The 17,450-nt window shown below is 50.7% G+C and carries 19 protein-coding genes; 6 read left to right on the plus strand and 13 right to left on the minus strand.

The features are described from left to right. From ACJAYR_RS08470 to ACJAYR_RS08495, 6 genes are all read right to left on the minus strand, one after another. Positions 1 to 195, minus strand: a 195-nt coding sequence (locus tag ACJAYR_RS08470; protein WP_415236200.1) for an HPr family phosphocarrier protein, incomplete at its 3' end; no start/stop codon positions are given. Between the two features lie 21 nt (positions 196 to 216). Further along, a complete protein-coding gene (locus tag ACJAYR_RS08475; protein WP_169543690.1) occupies positions 217 to 621 on the minus strand; it encodes a PTS sugar transporter subunit IIA in 405 nt (134 codons plus the stop codon). Between the two features lie 54 nt (positions 622 to 675). Next, entirely contained in the window at positions 676 to 1,578 is a 903-nt protein-coding gene (gene rapZ, locus ACJAYR_RS08480; protein ID WP_415236201.1) for an RNase adapter RapZ, read from the minus strand. Beyond that, positions 1,571 to 2,032: an HPr kinase/phosphorylase gene (locus tag ACJAYR_RS08485; RefSeq protein ID WP_415236202.1), complete on the minus strand. Its 462-nt coding sequence runs from the start codon at positions 2,030 to 2,032 to the stop codon at positions 1,571 to 1,573. Before ACJAYR_RS08485 ends, rapZ begins: the two co-directional genes overlap by 8 nt. A 51-nt stretch (positions 2,033 to 2,083) precedes the next feature. After that, entirely contained in the window at positions 2,084 to 3,808 is a 1,725-nt protein-coding gene (locus ACJAYR_RS08490; protein WP_415236203.1) for a stimulus-sensing domain-containing protein, read from the minus strand. Positions 3,809 to 3,817: 9 nt separating this feature from the next. Beyond that, complete coding sequence (locus ACJAYR_RS08495) at positions 3,818 to 4,516, minus strand: response regulator transcription factor (RefSeq protein ID WP_415236204.1); 699 nt, start codon at positions 4,514 to 4,516, stop codon at positions 3,818 to 3,820. A gap of 408 nt (positions 4,517 to 4,924) precedes the next feature. On the opposite strand from ACJAYR_RS08495, the gene ACJAYR_RS08500 reads away from it, so the two are divergent. The 3 genes from ACJAYR_RS08500 to ACJAYR_RS08510 all read left to right on the plus strand — a co-directional run bounded on the left by ACJAYR_RS08500 (position 4,925) and on the right by ACJAYR_RS08510 (position 8,337). Then, a complete protein-coding gene (locus ACJAYR_RS08500; RefSeq protein WP_415236205.1) occupies positions 4,925 to 6,529 on the plus strand; it encodes a phosphoenolpyruvate carboxykinase in 1,605 nt (534 codons plus the stop codon). A gap of 112 nt (positions 6,530 to 6,641) precedes the next feature. Beyond that, on the plus strand, positions 6,642 to 7,286 hold the full coding sequence (locus tag ACJAYR_RS08505; protein ID WP_415236206.1) for an HAD family hydrolase: 645 nt from the start codon (positions 6,642 to 6,644) through the stop codon (positions 7,284 to 7,286). A 109-nt stretch (positions 7,287 to 7,395) separates the two neighbouring features. Further along, positions 7,396 to 8,337 (plus strand): AEC family transporter, encoded by a 942-nt coding sequence (locus tag ACJAYR_RS08510; RefSeq protein ID WP_415236207.1) that lies wholly within the window; start codon positions 7,396 to 7,398, stop codon positions 8,335 to 8,337. Here ACJAYR_RS08510 and ACJAYR_RS08515 read toward each other — a convergent pair. The 7 genes from ACJAYR_RS08515 to ubiE all read right to left on the minus strand — a co-directional run bounded on the left by ACJAYR_RS08515 (position 8,323) and on the right by ubiE (position 14,761). After that, a complete protein-coding gene (locus tag ACJAYR_RS08515) occupies positions 8,323 to 9,123 on the minus strand; it encodes a HesA/MoeB/ThiF family protein (RefSeq protein WP_415236208.1) in 801 nt (266 codons plus the stop codon). The two genes, ACJAYR_RS08510 and ACJAYR_RS08515, sit on opposite strands and share 15 nt — an antisense overlap. A 2-nt stretch (positions 9,124 to 9,125) precedes the next feature. Next, a complete protein-coding gene (gene cysK, locus ACJAYR_RS08520; RefSeq protein WP_415236209.1) occupies positions 9,126 to 10,070 on the minus strand; it encodes a cysteine synthase A in 945 nt (314 codons plus the stop codon). 58 nt (positions 10,071 to 10,128) lie between these two features. After that, a complete protein-coding gene (locus ACJAYR_RS08525) occupies positions 10,129 to 10,578 on the minus strand; it encodes an RrF2 family transcriptional regulator (protein ID WP_169543700.1) in 450 nt (149 codons plus the stop codon). A gap of 4 nt (positions 10,579 to 10,582) precedes the next feature. Continuing rightward, on the minus strand, positions 10,583 to 11,047 hold the full coding sequence (gene dut / locus ACJAYR_RS08530) for a dUTP diphosphatase (RefSeq protein ID WP_415236210.1): 465 nt from the start codon (positions 11,045 to 11,047) through the stop codon (positions 10,583 to 10,585). Further along, positions 11,047 to 12,261: a bifunctional phosphopantothenoylcysteine decarboxylase/phosphopantothenate--cysteine ligase CoaBC gene (coaBC, locus tag ACJAYR_RS08535; protein ID WP_415236211.1), complete on the minus strand. Its 1,215-nt coding sequence runs from the start codon at positions 12,259 to 12,261 to the stop codon at positions 11,047 to 11,049. The genes dut and coaBC overlap by 1 nt, the downstream gene beginning before the upstream one ends. Before the next feature lie 100 nt (positions 12,262 to 12,361). After that, positions 12,362 to 13,978 (minus strand): 2-polyprenylphenol 6-hydroxylase, encoded by a 1,617-nt coding sequence (gene ubiB, locus ACJAYR_RS08540; protein WP_415236212.1) that lies wholly within the window; start codon positions 13,976 to 13,978, stop codon positions 12,362 to 12,364. A 9-nt stretch (positions 13,979 to 13,987) separates the two neighbouring features. Next, a complete protein-coding gene (ubiE, locus tag ACJAYR_RS08545) occupies positions 13,988 to 14,761 on the minus strand; it encodes a bifunctional demethylmenaquinone methyltransferase/2-methoxy-6-polyprenyl-1,4-benzoquinol methylase UbiE (RefSeq protein ID WP_415236213.1) in 774 nt (257 codons plus the stop codon). 124 nt (positions 14,762 to 14,885) lie between these two features. Here ubiE and mutM point away from each other — a divergent pair, with 124 nt between their 5' ends. The 3 genes from mutM (at position 14,886) to rpsT (ending at position 17,012) form a co-directional block, all read left to right on the plus strand. Then, positions 14,886 to 15,752, plus strand: a complete 867-nt coding sequence (mutM, locus tag ACJAYR_RS08550; RefSeq protein WP_415236265.1) for a bifunctional DNA-formamidopyrimidine glycosylase/DNA-(apurinic or apyrimidinic site) lyase — start codon at positions 14,886 to 14,888, stop codon at positions 15,750 to 15,752. Positions 15,753 to 15,812: 60 nt separating this feature from the next. Continuing rightward, on the plus strand, positions 15,813 to 16,589 hold the full coding sequence (locus tag ACJAYR_RS08555) for an enoyl-CoA hydratase (RefSeq protein ID WP_415236214.1): 777 nt from the start codon (positions 15,813 to 15,815) through the stop codon (positions 16,587 to 16,589). A 156-nt stretch (positions 16,590 to 16,745) separates the two neighbouring features. Beyond that, a complete protein-coding gene (rpsT, locus tag ACJAYR_RS08560; RefSeq protein ID WP_169543708.1) occupies positions 16,746 to 17,012 on the plus strand; it encodes a 30S ribosomal protein S20 in 267 nt (88 codons plus the stop codon). Positions 17,013 to 17,450 lie beyond the last annotated feature (438 nt).

The following is a 17,450-nucleotide window of genomic DNA, read 5'->3' on the forward strand; positions in this document are numbered from 1 at the left end:
GGTCACATGAATGGCGGTTCCCTTGGAGGCCGCAAGCAGCATAAGACCCATAATCGACGTACCAGAGACCTCATTTTCGTCTTTTTGGACGATAATGTCTGCGTCGAAACTCTCTGCACATTTTACGAATTTTGCCGCGGCCCGGGCATGTAGTCCGCGATTATTCTGAATAATCAGGTCTTGAGAATGGACCATTATATTATAATCCAGTCTTGCCTAATTCTTGTCATTCAATAGATGGGAAGCGACATTAATATATTTGCGACCTGATTCCTGTGCTGCCGCGACCGCTTTTTGCATATCATCCTCGCCCCGCATGCTAGCAAGCTTGATCAGCATGGGCAGATTGATACCGGCGATCACTTCCACATTGGCTTTTTCCATCACTGAGATCGCGAGATTTGACGGCGTACCGCCAAACATATCGGTCAGTAGAATAACGCCCGATCCAGATTCAACATCTCCCACCGCATTGAGAATGTCCTGACGACGCTGTTCCATATCGTCATCAGGGCCAATTGAAATAGCCCGCACCTGATCCTGAGGTCCCACCACATGCTCCGTTGCGGCGACAAATTCCTGTGCCAAACGACCGTGCGTTACCAATACCATTCCAATCATTCCAAGTGCCTCTCTGACAAAGAATCTCGTTACTATACTGTACTATTCAGTGGTTTAAAGACCGGATTTCGCCATGTCCCGATGAACCAGATGGGTAAAATACCCTTTTCTCTTGATCCGGTCATGAATATTTTCAGCCACGCAGACTGAGCGGTGCCGTCCCCCCGTACACCCGATGGCAATCGTCAGGTAGGATTTCCCCTCGGCCTGATATCGAGGCAATAGTAGTTCCAGCATTTTTTCCAGTTGGTCCATGAAAGGCTCGAACGCCTCATCCTGTCCGACAAAATCAGCCACCTGCTGATCCTGCCCCGTCCCCGGCCGCAATGTCAGGTCATAATAGGGGTTTTGCAAAAACCGCACATCAAAAACCAGATCTGCTTCTCGGGGCACCCCCTTCTTAAACGAAAAAGACACGACTGTCGTCGACAATGCGGGCTGATCCTCAAGACTGAACTGACCGATCAGGATCTGACGCAATTCTGGCAACGACAAAAGCGTACTATCAATCAGGATATCAGCTTTTTCCTTCAAGCGTTTCAAAAGGATCTGCTCTCGTTTGATACCGTCCGCAACCGGCCGGTCGGTGGCAAGCGGATGGCGCCGACGGGTTTCGGTAAACCGGCGTTGCAACACCCCTTCATCACATTCCAGAAACAACAATCGAACGCGGTTATTGCCCTGCGACCGATGCTCTTCGATCAAACTGTGTAATACATCTGCTGAAAAACCAAATGTCCGGCTATCAACACCAACCGCCACATTCTGCCCGCCCTGACGGGCAATTTCAGCAACCAGACCGGAGAGCAGGGAAAGCGGAATATTATCCGCAACATCCCACCCTAAATCTTCAAACTGCTTCAGGGCCGTCGTTTTCCCTGCACCAGACAAACCCGTGACCAGCACAAGGCAGGGACCGGTTTCCGGATCAAGGGGCGTTTCAGGCAGATCATTCATAGGGGCTATCCTCCTGCAGAACCGATATTCCCTGCCTTTGCAGTACCAAATCAACCATTAATTTTACTCTCGCAACAGCAGACGCCGCAGCGCCGTCTAACTGGAATAAAGGCACTGTACGGTTATCAACAGAAAAGTGATAGGACCTTTGCGGAAATCGTTCCATCTGTTCCAGGCGAACCAGATCGCAAACATATAATAGAGGTCGCTCGGCAACAATCGGCAGGCAAATAAGGCCCAGACCACGAACTTCCATCTGTCCCGCCGTTTGCGCAGGGGCGGTGACAATAATCTGATCCTGCACCGGATGCAGTTCGACATAATCATCCGCAATCAGATGGGCCCCATCATCAATCAAGCGCAAGGCCAGATCCGATTTTCCCATACCGGAAGGGCCGCGCAATAAAATAGCGTGGTCGTCAATGGAAACTGCCGTGGCATGCATTCTGATCATGCCCGCACACTGCCGTGAAGATCCGTCTCTGTCAATGATCGGAAAGCCAGCCTATTTTGGTAGTCTGATGGTAAATTTCGCGCCGAGAACCGTCCCGTCAGAGCTCATTCGGTTTTTCGCAGAAATCGATCCGCCATGGGCCTCAATAATCAGCTTCGAGATGCTCAGCCCCAGTCCTGAATGACGCCCAAAACCTTCAGATTGTGGCCGTTCTGTGTAGAAACGGTTGAAAATGGCTTCCAGCTTGTTTTCCGGAATGCCCGGCCCCTGATCCTCGACATCAACCTGAACCCAGTGAACGCCAGCGCTGTCTTTTTCCTCTGTCGCCCGAACAAGCACCCGGCCCCCATCCGGCGAAAAGGACATTGCGTTATCGATCAGATTTCGCAGCACTTGACCCAAGCGACCCGGCGCCCCTTCGATCATTATATTGCTGCCTGTGATCTCCACATCTACATGAACGTTACTTTTGACATGCCCATTACCATACATATCAACCACGCTATCGATCAGCTTGATGATCTCTACTGGCTCGCCCTCAGTCCGCGACAATTCGGCATCCAGACGGCTGGCCGCAGAAATATCGGTGATCAAACGGTCCAGCCGTTTCACATCACTGGAAATCACGGCTTCAAGCTGTTTTCGGGTTTCGGCATCTTTTACCCGTCCGAAAGTATCGACCGCCGTTCCAAGAGAAGTCAGCGGGTTTTTAAGCTCGTGCGCGACATCCGCGGCAAAAGCTTCGACCGCGTCCATCCGATCATAGAGCGCCGCCGTCATTTCTCTAAACGAAGTTGAAAGATCGCCAATTTCGTCCTGGCGGGCTGAAAAATCAGGCATATCCACGCGTCGCCCCAAACCAAGGCGGACTTTATCCGCCGCTTCGGCCATCTGGTGAACGGGTTTGGCAATGGTCCGCGCCAGATACAAGGACAGAAGCAGATTGATGACAACTGTAATTGAGATGACAATCAGGGTGGTGACCTGCGCTGCCCGAACGGCCTCGTCAATTTCATGACCGTCCTCGATCAGCAGCAAACTCCCCAAAACATGTTTGAAACCTTGTACGGGGATCGATGCTGTCAGGAAAAGCTGGCCTTCCTTTGTTTGGCGAATAACCGTCCCGATATCCCCTTTCAGCGCCCAGCCCACCTCTTCAAAATCTTCAGAACGAAGGGAGTTGTCGCCGGGATACAGGGGATAATCCTGGCTAACCGGCATCAAATCGGCTGCAAAATCATACAGGCTGCCAAAGAATTTTCTAACCTGACCGGTATTTTCTGGCGGTGGCAAAGGTTCAAAAACAATTTCACGCCCCGCTGAAATCAAAAACCGGCTATCCGCGATCAACGTCCCGCTGCCGTCATACAAGCGAGCCGGGGTGTTGGTTACAACAGACAGGCGGCGCAGGACGCGGCGAATACTCCGCGAATCAAGGGTCAGGCGTTGAACGGAACCACTAAGCGCCACTTCGCGCAAGGCCGCCTCACCAAGCGCGCCCGCGATCAACCGTCCATTGGTTACCAACGCCTGCAATCGTGCTTCAATCAGGCCGGAACGGAACTGATCCAGATACAGAATGCCACCCGCCAAAAATATCACTGAGAAAAGGTTGATCGCCATAATGCGCCGGCCAAGGGACGAGAAAGGTCCCCACTTCCGGGCTTCCCGATTTTCTGTCGATCGAATACGCTTTCCTGACGTCTGATGGCTTTTAGTTTCTGCCGTCAGTGTGTCTGTCTGGTCAGCCGATCCACCGGACCCGTTCCGCTTCATACAGTGATCCTATTTATCCTTGAAACGATATCCTACGCCATACAAGGTCTCAATGGCAGAGAATTCCGGATCAACAGATTTGATTTTTTTACGCAAGCGTTTGATATGACTATCAATTGTACGATCGTCCACATAAATATTGTCGTCGTAAGCAGCATCCATCAACTGATCCCGGCTTTTTACATGGCCGGGGCGATAAGCCAAGGCGTGAAGCAGCATAAATTCTGTCACCGTCAGCGTGACTTCCTGGTCATCCCAGAAACAGGCGTGACGAACACTGTCCAGCCGCAGCTTGCCCCGTTCCAGAACCTCTTCTTCTCCGCCCTCTTCATCACCACTTTTCACCCGGTGACGCCTTAGAACCGTCCGAATCCGTTCGACGAGCAACCGTTGGGAAAAAGGTTTCTTTACATAATCGTCTGCCCCCATTTTGAGGCCCAGAAATTCATCAATTTCGTCATCTTTGGACGTCAGGAAAATAACCGGCAGATTGGAGGTTCTGCGCAAACGGTTTAACAATTCCATGCCATCCATGCGGGGCATCTTGATATCCAGTACCGCCAAATCCGGAGGGCTTTCCGCAAAATCATTAAGAGCCTGTTCGCCGTCCGAGTATTTGGAGACAGAAAAGCCCTCTGATTCCAGCAAAATAGAAACAGTGGTCAGTATGTTCAGGTCATCATCGACCAGGGCAATTCGAGTGGTCACAGTTTGTCCCCTTTTAGGCTTTCCCCATAATATGGAATTACCCGAACAAATTCTATCCTGCATTTGACCGAAATAAGGCAAGAAAGCGACTTAAGAGTGAAATAAGGCACGGAACGCATAAAATCACTTGCGTGGATTCTCCGTATTCGCACCAAATCAGAAGATCGTTCGCAAGTAAAAAAACCTGTCCAATTGGTCAACCGGGAAATACTGCACAAAAATGAACGGTTAATTTGGTCAATGTGAAAACAAATCGATATGAATACGAAATAAGAGCGAAAATGACCAAAAAAAGTTACCGTTTTTTGACACTATTTCCCGGTCCTTTATTGCACCTATTCCTACCGCCGCTTATCTTGATCCAACATTCTCAACATATAGCTAATCGATTATCTTTGGAGAAACACTGTGGAAGAGACGGGACCGCAAAAGAGCAACTACGGGCTTGATAATCAGGGACTCGGGGGCGTTGGCAAGGCAAATTGGAACCTTTCCGCCCCTTCTCTGTATAAAGAAGCCCTAACACGGAATGAAGCCACACTGTCTGAAGGTGGCGCCCTTGTTGCCCTGACCGGTCAACATACAGGCCGATCCGCCAACGACAAATTTATCGTCAAGGAAGCCAGCAGCAAAGACAATATCTGGTGGGGCAAGGTCAACAAGCCTTTTGACGACGCAAAATTTGCCACTCTCCATAAAAAGATGATCGATTATCTACAAGGCAAAGAGGTTTTTGTTCAGGATTGTTATGCAGGCGCCCATCTGGACCATCGTCTTCCTGTCCGGATTATTACCGAATGTGCCTGGCACAATCTTTTTGCACGAAACATGTTCATACAGCCCGAAAAAAGCGAACTGGCTGAATTCAAACCGGAATTCACCGTCCTTCAGGTGCCCTCCTTTGAAGCGGACCCGGCCGTCGACGGAACCCGTTCGGAAGTATTTGTTCTGGCGAATTTTGCAGAAAGACTGGTCATCATCGGTGGCACATCTTATGCCGGTGAAATCAAGAAATCTGTTTTCTCCCTGCTTAATTATCTGCTTCCTGAAAAAAACATCATGCCGATGCATTGCTCTGTGAATGTCAGTAACGCAGGCGACAGCGCGGTCTTTTTTGGCTTGTCAGGAACGGGCAAAACAACCCTGTCAGCAGATCAAAGTCGCGAATTGATCGGCGATGATGAACATGGCTGGGCTGACGATGGTGTGTTTAACTTTGAAGGCGGCTGTTACGCCAAGGTTATCAATCTGTCCCGGGAAGCCGAGCCGGAAATCTATGCAACCACAGAACGGTTTGGAACCGTCCTTGAAAATGTGGTCATGAATGAAGACGGCGTTCTTGATCTGGATGACAACCGCTATACAGAAAATACCCGGGCGTCCTATCCGATCCATTTCATTCCAAATGCCAGTGAAACCGGCATTGCGGGGAACCCTAAAAACGTCATTATGCTAACCGCAGATGCGTTTGGTGTTCTGCCCCCCATCTCCAAGCTGTCATCAGAACAGGCGATGTATCACTTCCTGTCTGGCTATACCGCAAAACTGGCGGGCACGGAAAAAGGGTTGGGCAATGAACCACAGGCAACCTTCTCAACCTGTTTTGGCGCCCCTTTTATGCCACGTCATCCTTCTGTTTACGCAAACCTGCTGGGTGAAAAAATCGAAAAACATGGTGTGAATTGCTGGCTTGTCAATACGGGCTGGACAGGCGGCGCCTATGGCACCGGACACCGTATGCCGATTGCCCATACCCGCGCACTGGTCAACGCCGCCCTTGACGGCACCCTTGCCAATGTTGAGTTTGAAAAAGATCCGTATTTTGGCCTTGCCATGCCAACCGCCTGTGCTGGTGTTCCCAGCGAGATTCTGAACCCAAGAAATACCTGGGCAGACAAAGCGGCCTATGACAAACAGGCGTCTCATCTTGTCACCCTGTTCATCGAGAATTTTGAACAATTTGCCGAGTATGTGGACGCGGAGATTATCAAGTCAGCGCCAAGAAGCGCCTGATCTGGATCGTCCATAATTCGAAAAAGCCCTTGTTTCCAGACAGGGGCTTTTTTATTGGATTATTAACCGTCAAAAAGCGTATGGTGCGTCCCTCAAACAAGGATGAACCCTCATGCGCGACGCCGTTATTTTTGATATGGATGGCCTGTTACTGGATACGGAACGCATTTCTTTGGCCGCGTTTAAACAAACCTGTGACGCCTTTGACCTTCCCTTTGACCCAGCGCTGTATAATACGCTCGTGGGCTGCAACATGGTCCATATCGAAGGCTTGCTCAACAAGAATGTAGAAGCCTTTCCTGGCACCCCGTTTATGGATATGTGGCAGCAGATCTATCATGATGAAGCAGTTATGAAACCTGTGCCTTTAAAAGAAGGCGTGGTTGATTTCCTGACCTTCCTGGAGGCCGAGAATATTCCGCGGGCTGTGGCAACATCCACCGGTTACAAAAAGGCCGTGCGTAAATTATCCAATGCCGGAATTCTGGATTTTTTTCATCATCTGTCGACCGGTGATCAGGTCACCAACAGCAAGCCCCACCCGGAAATCTATTTGCAGGCTGCGGCGAAGCTGGATATTCAGCCGGAACGCTGCCTTGCGCTTGAAGATTCTGATAATGGTGTGCGGGCAGCCCATGGGGCCAATATGCTGGTTTTTCAGATCCCCGATCTGGTTGATCCCTCGCCGTCCGTTCGAAAGCTTGACCACCGGATTATCCCATCCATGAAAGTGGCACACGCCCTGTTCAAGGCCTGAACGCACCGTATCAAGGGGCGCAACCAGACCGATTTTACTGGAGCCTTTGCGCCCAGGTCTGTAAAGATAGCCTATTCTTACCGATGTCCTTGCGCACCGAGATTGTCATATGTGGACTATTTCCCTCTCTGTTCTTCCGATTTTCCTGCTCCTGATTTTGGGGCATGTGCTGCGGCGTTGGCAGTTTCCCGGTGAAGCCTTTTGGCCATTGGCCGACAAACTGACCTATTGGGTTCTTTTTCCGGCTCTTCTGTTTTACCGGACGACAACCGCACCTTTAGGCGGTGAAATGGTCGGGACTTTTGCAATGGCGTTGCTTGGCGCCTTGATAATCAGCGCTGTTATCGCGGTCGGATCCGCAAGATTATTTGGGATTTCCGGCGCGGTGAGCGGCTCCTTGTTTCAAGGGGCCACCCGTCATAACACCTTTATTGCCTTTGCCACCGCCGATATGCTTTTTGGATCGGACGGGCTATTGATCGCCGCTGTCGCCACATCGATACTGGTCCCGCCAACAAACCTGTTCTGTGTCACCGCATTAGTCTTGTATCAAGGAAAAACAGGGACAACCTCCCTGAAAAAAAGGCTTGTTCAGGAACTGGCCCGGAACCCCCTTCTGTTGGCAATCGGTGCCGGTGTTTTCCTGAACCTTTCCGGCATTGGCAGTCTGCCGGTTATTCACGATATGGCGAATATTCTGTCCCGCGCCGCCCTGCCAACCGCTCTTTTATGCGTGGGGGCCGGATTGCATATTCGCGCTATGAAAGCAGAAACCCGTTCGTTGGTTATCTCAAGCATCTGTAAACTGGTTCTGTTTCCTGCCGTTATGATCGGGGTTATTCTGGCCACTGGGCTGGACGGAACAGCCGCTGTCATTCTGGTGATTTATGGTGCCGTACCGACGGCCAGTTCCGGGTATGCGCTGGCCAAACAACTGGGCAGTGATGCAGATGTCATGGCCGCCATCATTACGATACAGACCTTTTTGTCCATGATCACACTGCCCTTATCCATTGCCGTTGCGTCGGCCTATTTTCTAGGCGGCGCTTGACGACCCTTCGATATCCAGAACAGATGGATTTTCCCCGCATAAACGACAGTGCGGGTCAGGCCGTACTTTCACCTTTCTGAAATCAGCATAAAGCGCATCATAAATCAAAAGCTGACCAGACATGCTTTGCCCAATCTGTAACAGCTCTTTTAGAACCTCAACCGCTTGTAACGATCCCATGGTTCCGGCCAAAGCCCCAAGGACACCGGCCTCTCCGCATGTTTGAACCACATCGGGCGGCGGCGGCGCCGGAAATATACAGCGGTAACAGGGATGATCACCCTCTTCATAGGCCTTATAGGTCGAAAGCTGTCCTTCAAATTGCAGCATTGCTGCAGAAACCAGCGGTTTCTTTAGGAAAAAACAGGCGTCATTGATCAAAAAACGGGTCGTGAAATTATCTGACCCATCCGCAACCAGGTCATATCCTTCAAAAAGACGGCGGACATTGTCAGCCGTTAATCGTTCCGCATACGGTATGATTTTTACATCCGGGTTGATCCGCGCAACAGACTGCTGTGCACTTTCCACCTTCGGCCGCCCAATATCAGCAGTTCCATGGGCAATCTGACGCTGCAGATTGGATAAATCCACATGGTCATCATCCACTACTCCGATTGTGCCAACACCCGCCGCCGCTAAATACAGAACCAAGGGGGAGCCAAGGCCCCCCGCCCCGATAACCAGCACTTTGGATCCCAGCAATTTCTTCTGCCCGATACCCCCCACTTCCCGAAGGATAATGTGGCGGGCGTAGCGATCCATCTGTTCATCGGTAAGGTTCATTCCTAGACCCCGTCAAACAGGGCTGTTGTCAAATACCGCTCTGCGAAGGACGGAATGACCACAACAATGGTTTTCCCTTTCATATCAGGGCGTTCCGCGATTTCCAGCGCGGCTGCAACGGCAGCACCAGACGAAATGCCCACCGGAATTCCCTCTTCACGAGCCACAGAGCGGGCCGTTTCAAACGCGGTTTCATTTCCAATGGTCAGAATTTCATCAATCAGGCTGGTATCCAGATTGTCCGGCGTAAAACCAGCGCCGATACCCTGAATTTTATGAGGGCCAGACTGGCCGCCCGACAAGACCGGGCTATCTTCAGGTTCAACAGCGATGATTTTCACATCTTTGTTTTTCTGTTTTAGGATTGTCCCCACACCGGTCAATGTTCCACCCGTGCCAACACCCATAACCACAGCATCCACTTTACCGTCAGTATCTGCCCAGATTTCATCTGCTGTTGTCACTTTATGGACCGCGGGATTTGCCGGATTTTCAAACTGCTGCGGAATAACGGCATTTCCAATCTCTTCAACCATTTCATTAGCCCGGGCAATCGCACCGTTCATCCCTTTGGCGGCTTCTGTCAGTTCCAGATTTGCCCCAAGGAGTTTCAACATTTTGCGACGCTCAATGGACATGCTTTCAGGCATGACCAACGTCAGATCATATCCTTTTGCCGCACAGACAAACGCCAGACCAATACCCGTATTGCCGGAAGTTGGCTCAATAATTTTCGTCCCGGGATTAATTTTGCCAGCATCTTCCAGCGCTTCGATCATGGCAACGGCAATCCGATCTTTCACAGACGCCAGAGGGTTGAAGAACTCCAGTTTCAAAAGAATATCGGCGTTTTGACTGCCAAACCGTTTCATACGAACCAGAGGCGTGGATCCGATCGTATCAATAATGCTGTCATAAATTTTTCCGCGAGGGGCATTAATATCCATGTGTTTGTCCAATTCTGATTAAGGTCAACCCGCCAAAAACGGGAAATCTCTGTTGTCTTTAAATCTCAAATGTACCACTGGCGCGCGGGGCAACCCCGTCGCAATCCGTATTGGTTTTTCTGCAAAGGTCTTCCAGCGTGACCTGATCCAGTTGTTTCAGCATTGCCGCTTGGGCATCCATCCATAAAGGACCAACAACCTTCTGGCCGATCTCAGACGAGAAAATCTGATTTTCACCTTCTGTATCAGCCTCGCTGATCACGCGAACAATATCGCCGGCTGTAATGCGGCGTCTCTCCCGCGCCAGGCGATACCCGCCCCGCGGACCCCGGACGCCTTTCAGAATACCCGCATGAACAAGCTGTTGCATAACCTGTTCCAGATATCGCTGCGGTATTTTCTGACGCTGGGTAATCTCCTTGGATTGAACCGGGTCCGGTCTTGCATTAAACGCAATATCAACCACGGCTTCCAGCGCATACAACATTTTCTTTGGTAAATGGAGCATCGCCTTATCCTCTCGCTGCGGCAACACCGGTCGAGCCAAATCCGCCTTCCCCGCGCACCGTTTCCGATAACGTTTTCACTTCAACCCAGCGCGCCTGTGTCACCGGGGCCACGACCATCTGGGCGATCCGGTCCCCCCGCTCGATCACAAAGGTTTCCTGCCCCATATTCATCAGGATGATCCCAAGCTCTCCGCGATAATCAGCATCAATCGTACCGGGCGTATTGGGGAGGGTTATCCCTTTCTTCAACGCCAGACCGGAGCGCGGGCGAATTTGTGCTTCATACCCACTTGGCAGGGCAATTTTTAATCCTGTTGGGACCAACGCGCGATGCCCCGGTTCAATTTTTACAGGCTCGGATACCGCCGCCCGAAGATCCATTCCAGCGCTGTCCGGCGTTTCGTAGGCCGGAAGGGGAAGCCCTTCTGAATGGGGCATTCGGGTGATCTCAACGGAGACATTTGACATTAATTCTTACCTTGAAAATGTTCTGAAATTCGCAGGGCCAACGCAACGGCCACTTCTTTTTTTGTAAGCGTGGGCCACGGATCAACTCCACCACCCGTTATCAGGATGGCGCTATTTTCATCGCCTCCAAATGTGCCGGTTTCGGGACTGACATCATTGGCGACAATCCAGTTACATCTCTTTCTGGTCAATTTGGCCTGACCATTTTCAATCACATTCTGTGTCTCTGCGGCAAAACCGACCACCAGTTCAGGACGGCCTGTCTGCATCTGTGAGACTGTCGCCAGAATATCCGGATTTTCAGCCAGAGTGAGGGACGGGAGCGCACCGTCCTGTTTTTTGATTTTCTGGTCCGACCCGTTTTCAACTCGCCAGTCGGCCACGGCCGCAGCGAAAATTGCCCCGTCCGCTGGCAGTGCATTTTCCGTTGCCACCAGCATCTCCCGGGCGGATTGAACCTGTACGGTTTTAACCCCCTCGGGTTCAGGCAGTCGGGTGGGACCGGAAATAAGTGTTACATCCGCCCCCAATCCAGCCAGCGCCTCTGCGATTGCATATCCCTGCTTACCCGAAGATCGATTGGCAATGTAACGCACAGGATCGATCGGCTCATGGGTCGGACCCGCCGTTACGATCATTTTCCGTCCGGCAAGGGGGCCCGTCGGTAGACGATCGTGAAAAAAATTGGAAATTGCATCCGCCAGCACTGAGGGTTCCGACAATCGGCCCGGCCCAAATTCGCCGCAAGCCATATCGCCTTCTTCTGGCCCGACGACCAGAACACCATCTTCTTTCAATTGGGCAAGATTTCGCTGGGTTGCAGGGTGATCCCACATCCGCACATTCATCGCGGGCGCAATCATCACAGGCTTATCGGTCGCCAACAGGGCAGTACTGGCCAGATCATTGGCCTGACCCGTGGCCATTTTCGCCAGAAGATCAGCCGTGGCCGGAGCAACAACAACCAGATCAGCTGAGCGCGAAAGCTGAATATGGCCCATCTCCGACTCGTCATCCAGATCAAACAGATCCGTATAGACTTTTTCGCCGCTCAAAGCCGCCACCGAAAGAGGGGTTACAAATTCCTGCGCCGCCTTTGTCAGAATGGCGCGGGTCTTTATATTCCGCTTTGCCAACAGGCGGATAAGCTCCAGACATTTATAGGCAGCGATACCGCCGCCGATCACCAGAAGCACTGATTTTTGAGAAGTCACCGTAAATCCGCCTATTTCACTTATCTTTTATGTAAATAAGATAGTTATCTCACCAACTCGGTGCAAGTACTTATTTAACTAAAGGAAATCAGCAATTTAATTAGTGCAGAACCGCCGTCAGGAGATACATCAGGACCGCGCCAGCTGTGACGCCTGTGACAAGATAAAACCCAGCAGAAACTTCCCGCTGCATCGGTCCGTCCGCTGGGTCCGTCTTCTGATCTTTCTGACTTTCCCGCTCTTCAATCAAGGTCAGCAGTCTGTCTGTTTTCGTCACCAGGTCAGGCAGTTTGTTCAAAAAGCCAAGGCCATCTTTGACTATTTGCGCGGCTTTCGCTTCTGGCCCCATATTTTCCAGCATCCATTCTTCAACGGTTGGATGAGCCACTTCCCAGAAATTGACTTTGGCGTTCATGCTTTGGGCGACGCCCTCGGCGGTCACCATGGTTTTCTGGAGCAAAAGCAATTGGGGCTGGGTTTCCATTTCAAAGGTTTCCGTTGTCTGAAACAACTGAACCAGCAGACGCCCCAGCGAGATCTCATCCACAGATTTACCAAGAATAGGTTCACCGATAGAGCGGCAGGCCTGCGTAAAAGCATCCAACGACTTATGCGGCGGAACATATCCTGCCTCAAAATGAACTTCTGCTGCCCGGCGATAATCTCCGACCAGAAAGGCAAAAAGCATTTCGGCCATAAACAGGCGGGTCTGACGATCCATGCGCCCCATAATGCCAAAATCTACCGCGACCAGTTTCCCGTCGTCGGTAATAAACAGATTGCCGTGATGCATGTCCGCGTGAAAAAAACCATCCCGCAGAACCTGTTTGAGAAAGACCCGAATGACAACGGCACTCAAGGCCTGCATATCATGGCCCGCTTCAATGATCTCATCCCGGTTTGACAGGCTGATCCCATCAATCCGGCTTTGGGTCATCACTCGCTTGGCCGTGCGCTGCCAGTCAATTTCTGGAACAGAAAATTCGGGATCACCTTCAAAATTCTCGGCCATTTCCGCCGCAGCGGCCGCCTCCATCCGCAGATCCATTTCCAATTCAACAGACTGTTCAAGAATTTCCACAATCTTTGTCAGGCGCAAGCGTTTGAAATTCGGTTGAAACCGCTCCGCAAGGCCAGAGATCCAAAAGAAAAGACGCAAATCCGTTTGAAAGGCTTCTTCGATATCGGGCCGCAGAATTTTAACAGCCACTTTCCGCCGTTCTGTACAAACCGCGTCAGGGTTTTCTTCCGTTGGCGCCGGGATGCTGTCTTCGACCTCGGCATAATGGACTTGCGCAATAGACGCCGCGGCGATCGGTTTTTCGTCGAACGACACAAAAACTTCGTTCAGTGGACGTTCCAGCTCCCGCTCTACCGTTTCCTTGGCTTTTTCATATGGAAAAGGGGGTAATTTATCCCGCAAATTACCAAGATCCTGCGCAATCTCTTCTCCCAGAAGATCCGACCGAACGGACAATGCCTGACCCAGCTTGATAAAACTTGGTCCCAGCGCCTGCAGGGCGCCGGCCAACCGCTCCCCTTTTCGCAAATGCTGATGAGACGGCGCACCGATCGCAAATAAAGGCAGGATCAAACGCAGTAGCTTCACATGAAGCGGTGCTTTTTCCAGCGTGTCCAAAAGAAAAAGGGCATCAAAGCGCGCAAGTGTCCGCACGACGAATAAAAGACGAAGACTGTTATGAAACCCACGAAACACTATTTTCCCCTATATCCGCCAGGCCGAATGCAACGCCGCAATGCCACCTGACAGCCGACGGAATTTGGCCTGCCCCATGCCCGCCTCGACAATCATGTCCCGAAACGTTTCTGCCTCTGGAAATTTACGAATGCTTTCGGCCAGATATTGATAGCTGGCTTCATCATTGGCCACAGCACCGCCGATTTTTGGCAATATTTTAAAGGAATAAAAGTCGTAGAATTCTTTCAGGCCGGGCAGTGTTACCTCACTAAATTCCAGACACAAAAAGCGACCACCTGGTTTCAAAACGCGCCGCGCCTCCCGCAGGGCCTGCGGGATATCCGTGACATTCCGGATCCCGAAAGCGATGGTATAGGCATCGACGGATTTATCACCCAGCGGCAGGTTCATCGCATCACCGTTCACCCACTGCAAACCGCTTAACCGACCCTGATCCAACGCCCGATCCTGCCCCACACTCAGCATTGCATGGTTGATATCCAGAACAGTAACCTGACCCTCGCCCTTAACCCGATCAAGAAACCGAAAGGCAATATCACCGGTCCCGCCAGCCACGTCCAGCAAATGCTGGCCTGGACGGGGGGCCAGCCAATCGATCATGGCCGTTTTCCATAACCGATGGACGCCGGCACTCATCAGGTCGTTCATCAGGTCATAATTTTCGGCAACACTGTCGAAAACACCCCGAACCATTCCTGCTTTTTCTTCCACAGGAACATCTTGAAAGCCAAAATGGGTTTTCTCTGAGGTCTTGTTCTCGGAAGGATCTGAGGTAGTCATAACGGGCCCCGAAACGGAAGTTGGAACGAATATGCGTTCTTGTTTTGCCTATATTACACCTAAGTGCAAGCACCAAATTTGTCCATAACCCCAAACAAAAGAAGGATACTTTTTTAATTTGGCGATGGTTTTGATCGATATTCGGGCTTACACTGGGGCCATGCCTGAATTACCCGAAGTAGAAACCGTTGCGCGCGGTCTGGAAAATGCCCTGATCGGCCAGTCTTTTACATCTGTCATCCTGAGACGTGCCAATCTTCGCTTCCCCTTTGCCGAGGGGTTCGCACAAACCATTACAGACAATAAAATTGTCCATATCGGACGGCGAGCCAAATACCTGCTGATCCATTTTGCCGATCAAACCGTTCTGATCGGGCATCTTGGTATGTCCGGCAGCTTTCGTATCGACGAGAAAATCACGCCAGAGCCCGAAAAGCATGATCACATGATCCTGAAAACAGGCAACGGGACCACCGTCCGTTACCATGATCCCAGACGATTTGGTTTTATGATCCTGACAACAGAAGATGAAATGGACACCCATCCGCAACTTATGAATATTGGGCCGGAGCCGCTGGGAAATGACTTTAACGGTCCGGTTCTCGCGGCCCGCCTTAAAGGAAAGAAAGGGCCCATTAAAACCGCCCTTTTAGATCAGAAAACCGTGGCAGGGGTGGGCAATATCTATGCCTGCGAAGCCCTTCATCTGGCGGGTGTGTCACCCAAGCGTATCGCCGGAACCATCGCCGGAAAGCGGGCCGACGCCCTGGCCGGCGCCATTCGGCAAGTATTACAGGATGCCATCCTGTCCGGTGGCTCAACATTAAGAAATTACAGCACAACGTCCGGAGAGCTTGGATATTTCCAGCATAAGTTCCAGGTATATGACAAGGAAAACACTCCTTGCCCTAGAGAAAACTGTAAAGGAACCATCAAACGGATCGTACAATCTGGCCGATCAACCTTTTTCTGTTCTTCGTGCCAGCGATAATGCTGGACAAGCGTTTGTTTGGGAAGATAATGGCGGCCAGAAAATTTACTGGAGGATGTTATGGCTTATAAGAATATTATCGTCGAAACACATGAAGCGGTTGGCCTGATCCGCCTGAACCGCCCTGAAGCTTTGAACGCCTTGTGTCAGGAACTGACCGAAGAAATGGGTGAAGCATTAGACGGTTTTGAAGCTGATGAAGCCATTGGCGCGATTGTGATTACAGGCTCTTCCAAAGCCTTCGCCGCAGGTGCCGATATTAAAGAAATGAAATCCAAAAATTATATGGATGTCTACAAAGCGGACTTTATCAGCGCCACGTGGGAACGTGTTACAACTTGCCGCAAACCTGTGATCGCAGCGGTCGCTGGCTATGCACTGGGCGGCGGTTGTGAACTTGCCATGATGTGTGATTTCATTCTGGCAGCAGATAATGCGCAGTTCGGGCAACCTGAAATCAAACTTGGGACCATTCCGGGCGCCGGCGGAACCCAGCGCCTCACCCGTTTTGTCGGAAAATCGAAAGCCATGGAAATGTGCCTGACTGGCCGGATGATGGATGCAGAAGAAGCAGAACGCTCTGGTCTGGTGAGCCGTATCGTGCCAGTGGATGACCTTGAAAACGAAGCCTTGAAGGTGGCAGGCAAGATTGCCGACCTTTCCCAGCCGATTGTGATGATGGCAAAAGAAAGCGTCAATAAAGCCTATGAAACCACGCTGAAAGAGGGAATCATGTTTGAAAGACGCGTCTTTCATTCCACTTTTGCAACGGAAGATCAGAAGGAAGGCATGTCAGCGTTCGCTGAAAAACGCTCTCCTTCCTTCAAAAATCAGTAATGAGACCTGTTTCTTTCCTCGAAAACCGTGGTTTTTTTACGAAAGAAGCAACAATTTACCATTTTCTGCCGTTTAATCGGGATTCACTGTTGACGGCAGAATAATGGCTGGCTATAACCCGGCTTCCGAAATTCGAAGCTAATGTACAGGATTGTCATGGCGCATCATAAATCAGCTATTAAGCGCATCCGGCAGACAGAAACCCGCACCGAGCGTAATCGCGCACGGCGCAGTCGCATCCGCACTTTCGTAAAGAAAGTCGAAATCGCGATTGGAGAGGGTGATCAGTCTAAAGCAAACGACGCGCTACGTTTGGCTCAGTCAGAGCTCGGTCGCGGTGTTGTTAAAGGCGTAGTTAAAGCCAACACAGCATCACGTAAGATTTCACGATTGAATTCACGCGTAAAGGCACTGTCTGCTTAAGACAGTCTCTTAACAACGAGAATCAAGCCGTATCCGAGGTATCGGGCGCGGCTTTTTTTTCGCGTAAATTCGGTGATTTTTGGCCGATTCAAATTATTTCAATTTTCCATATATTTTAATAGTTCCTGATTTTTATCAGTCGGCTTACTATATATTGTAGGTCAACATTTTCTTTGATCTATTCGCCTATTTATTTTTTGCATTTGGGCTCAGGCTCTCTTGCATCTGTGGAAAACTTCAGATTAAATTCACCGCCATTGGGAGCATAAACAGATAATTGATAGCGTCAGATCACTGGTTTTGGGGAACCTAACGAACCGGGCGTGATTTAAAAGGGGGAAGTCCTTCCTTCGCGATTCAAGTCACCTATCTCGACTATCTTTTCAGGTTTATTACGTTCTACCAAACACAGCAGGATTACTCTGCAGTGAACGGATT

The sequence above is a fragment of the Sneathiella sp. genome (genome assembly GCF_047631475.1).
GTDB lineage: Bacteria > Pseudomonadota > Alphaproteobacteria > Sneathiellales > Sneathiellaceae > Sneathiella.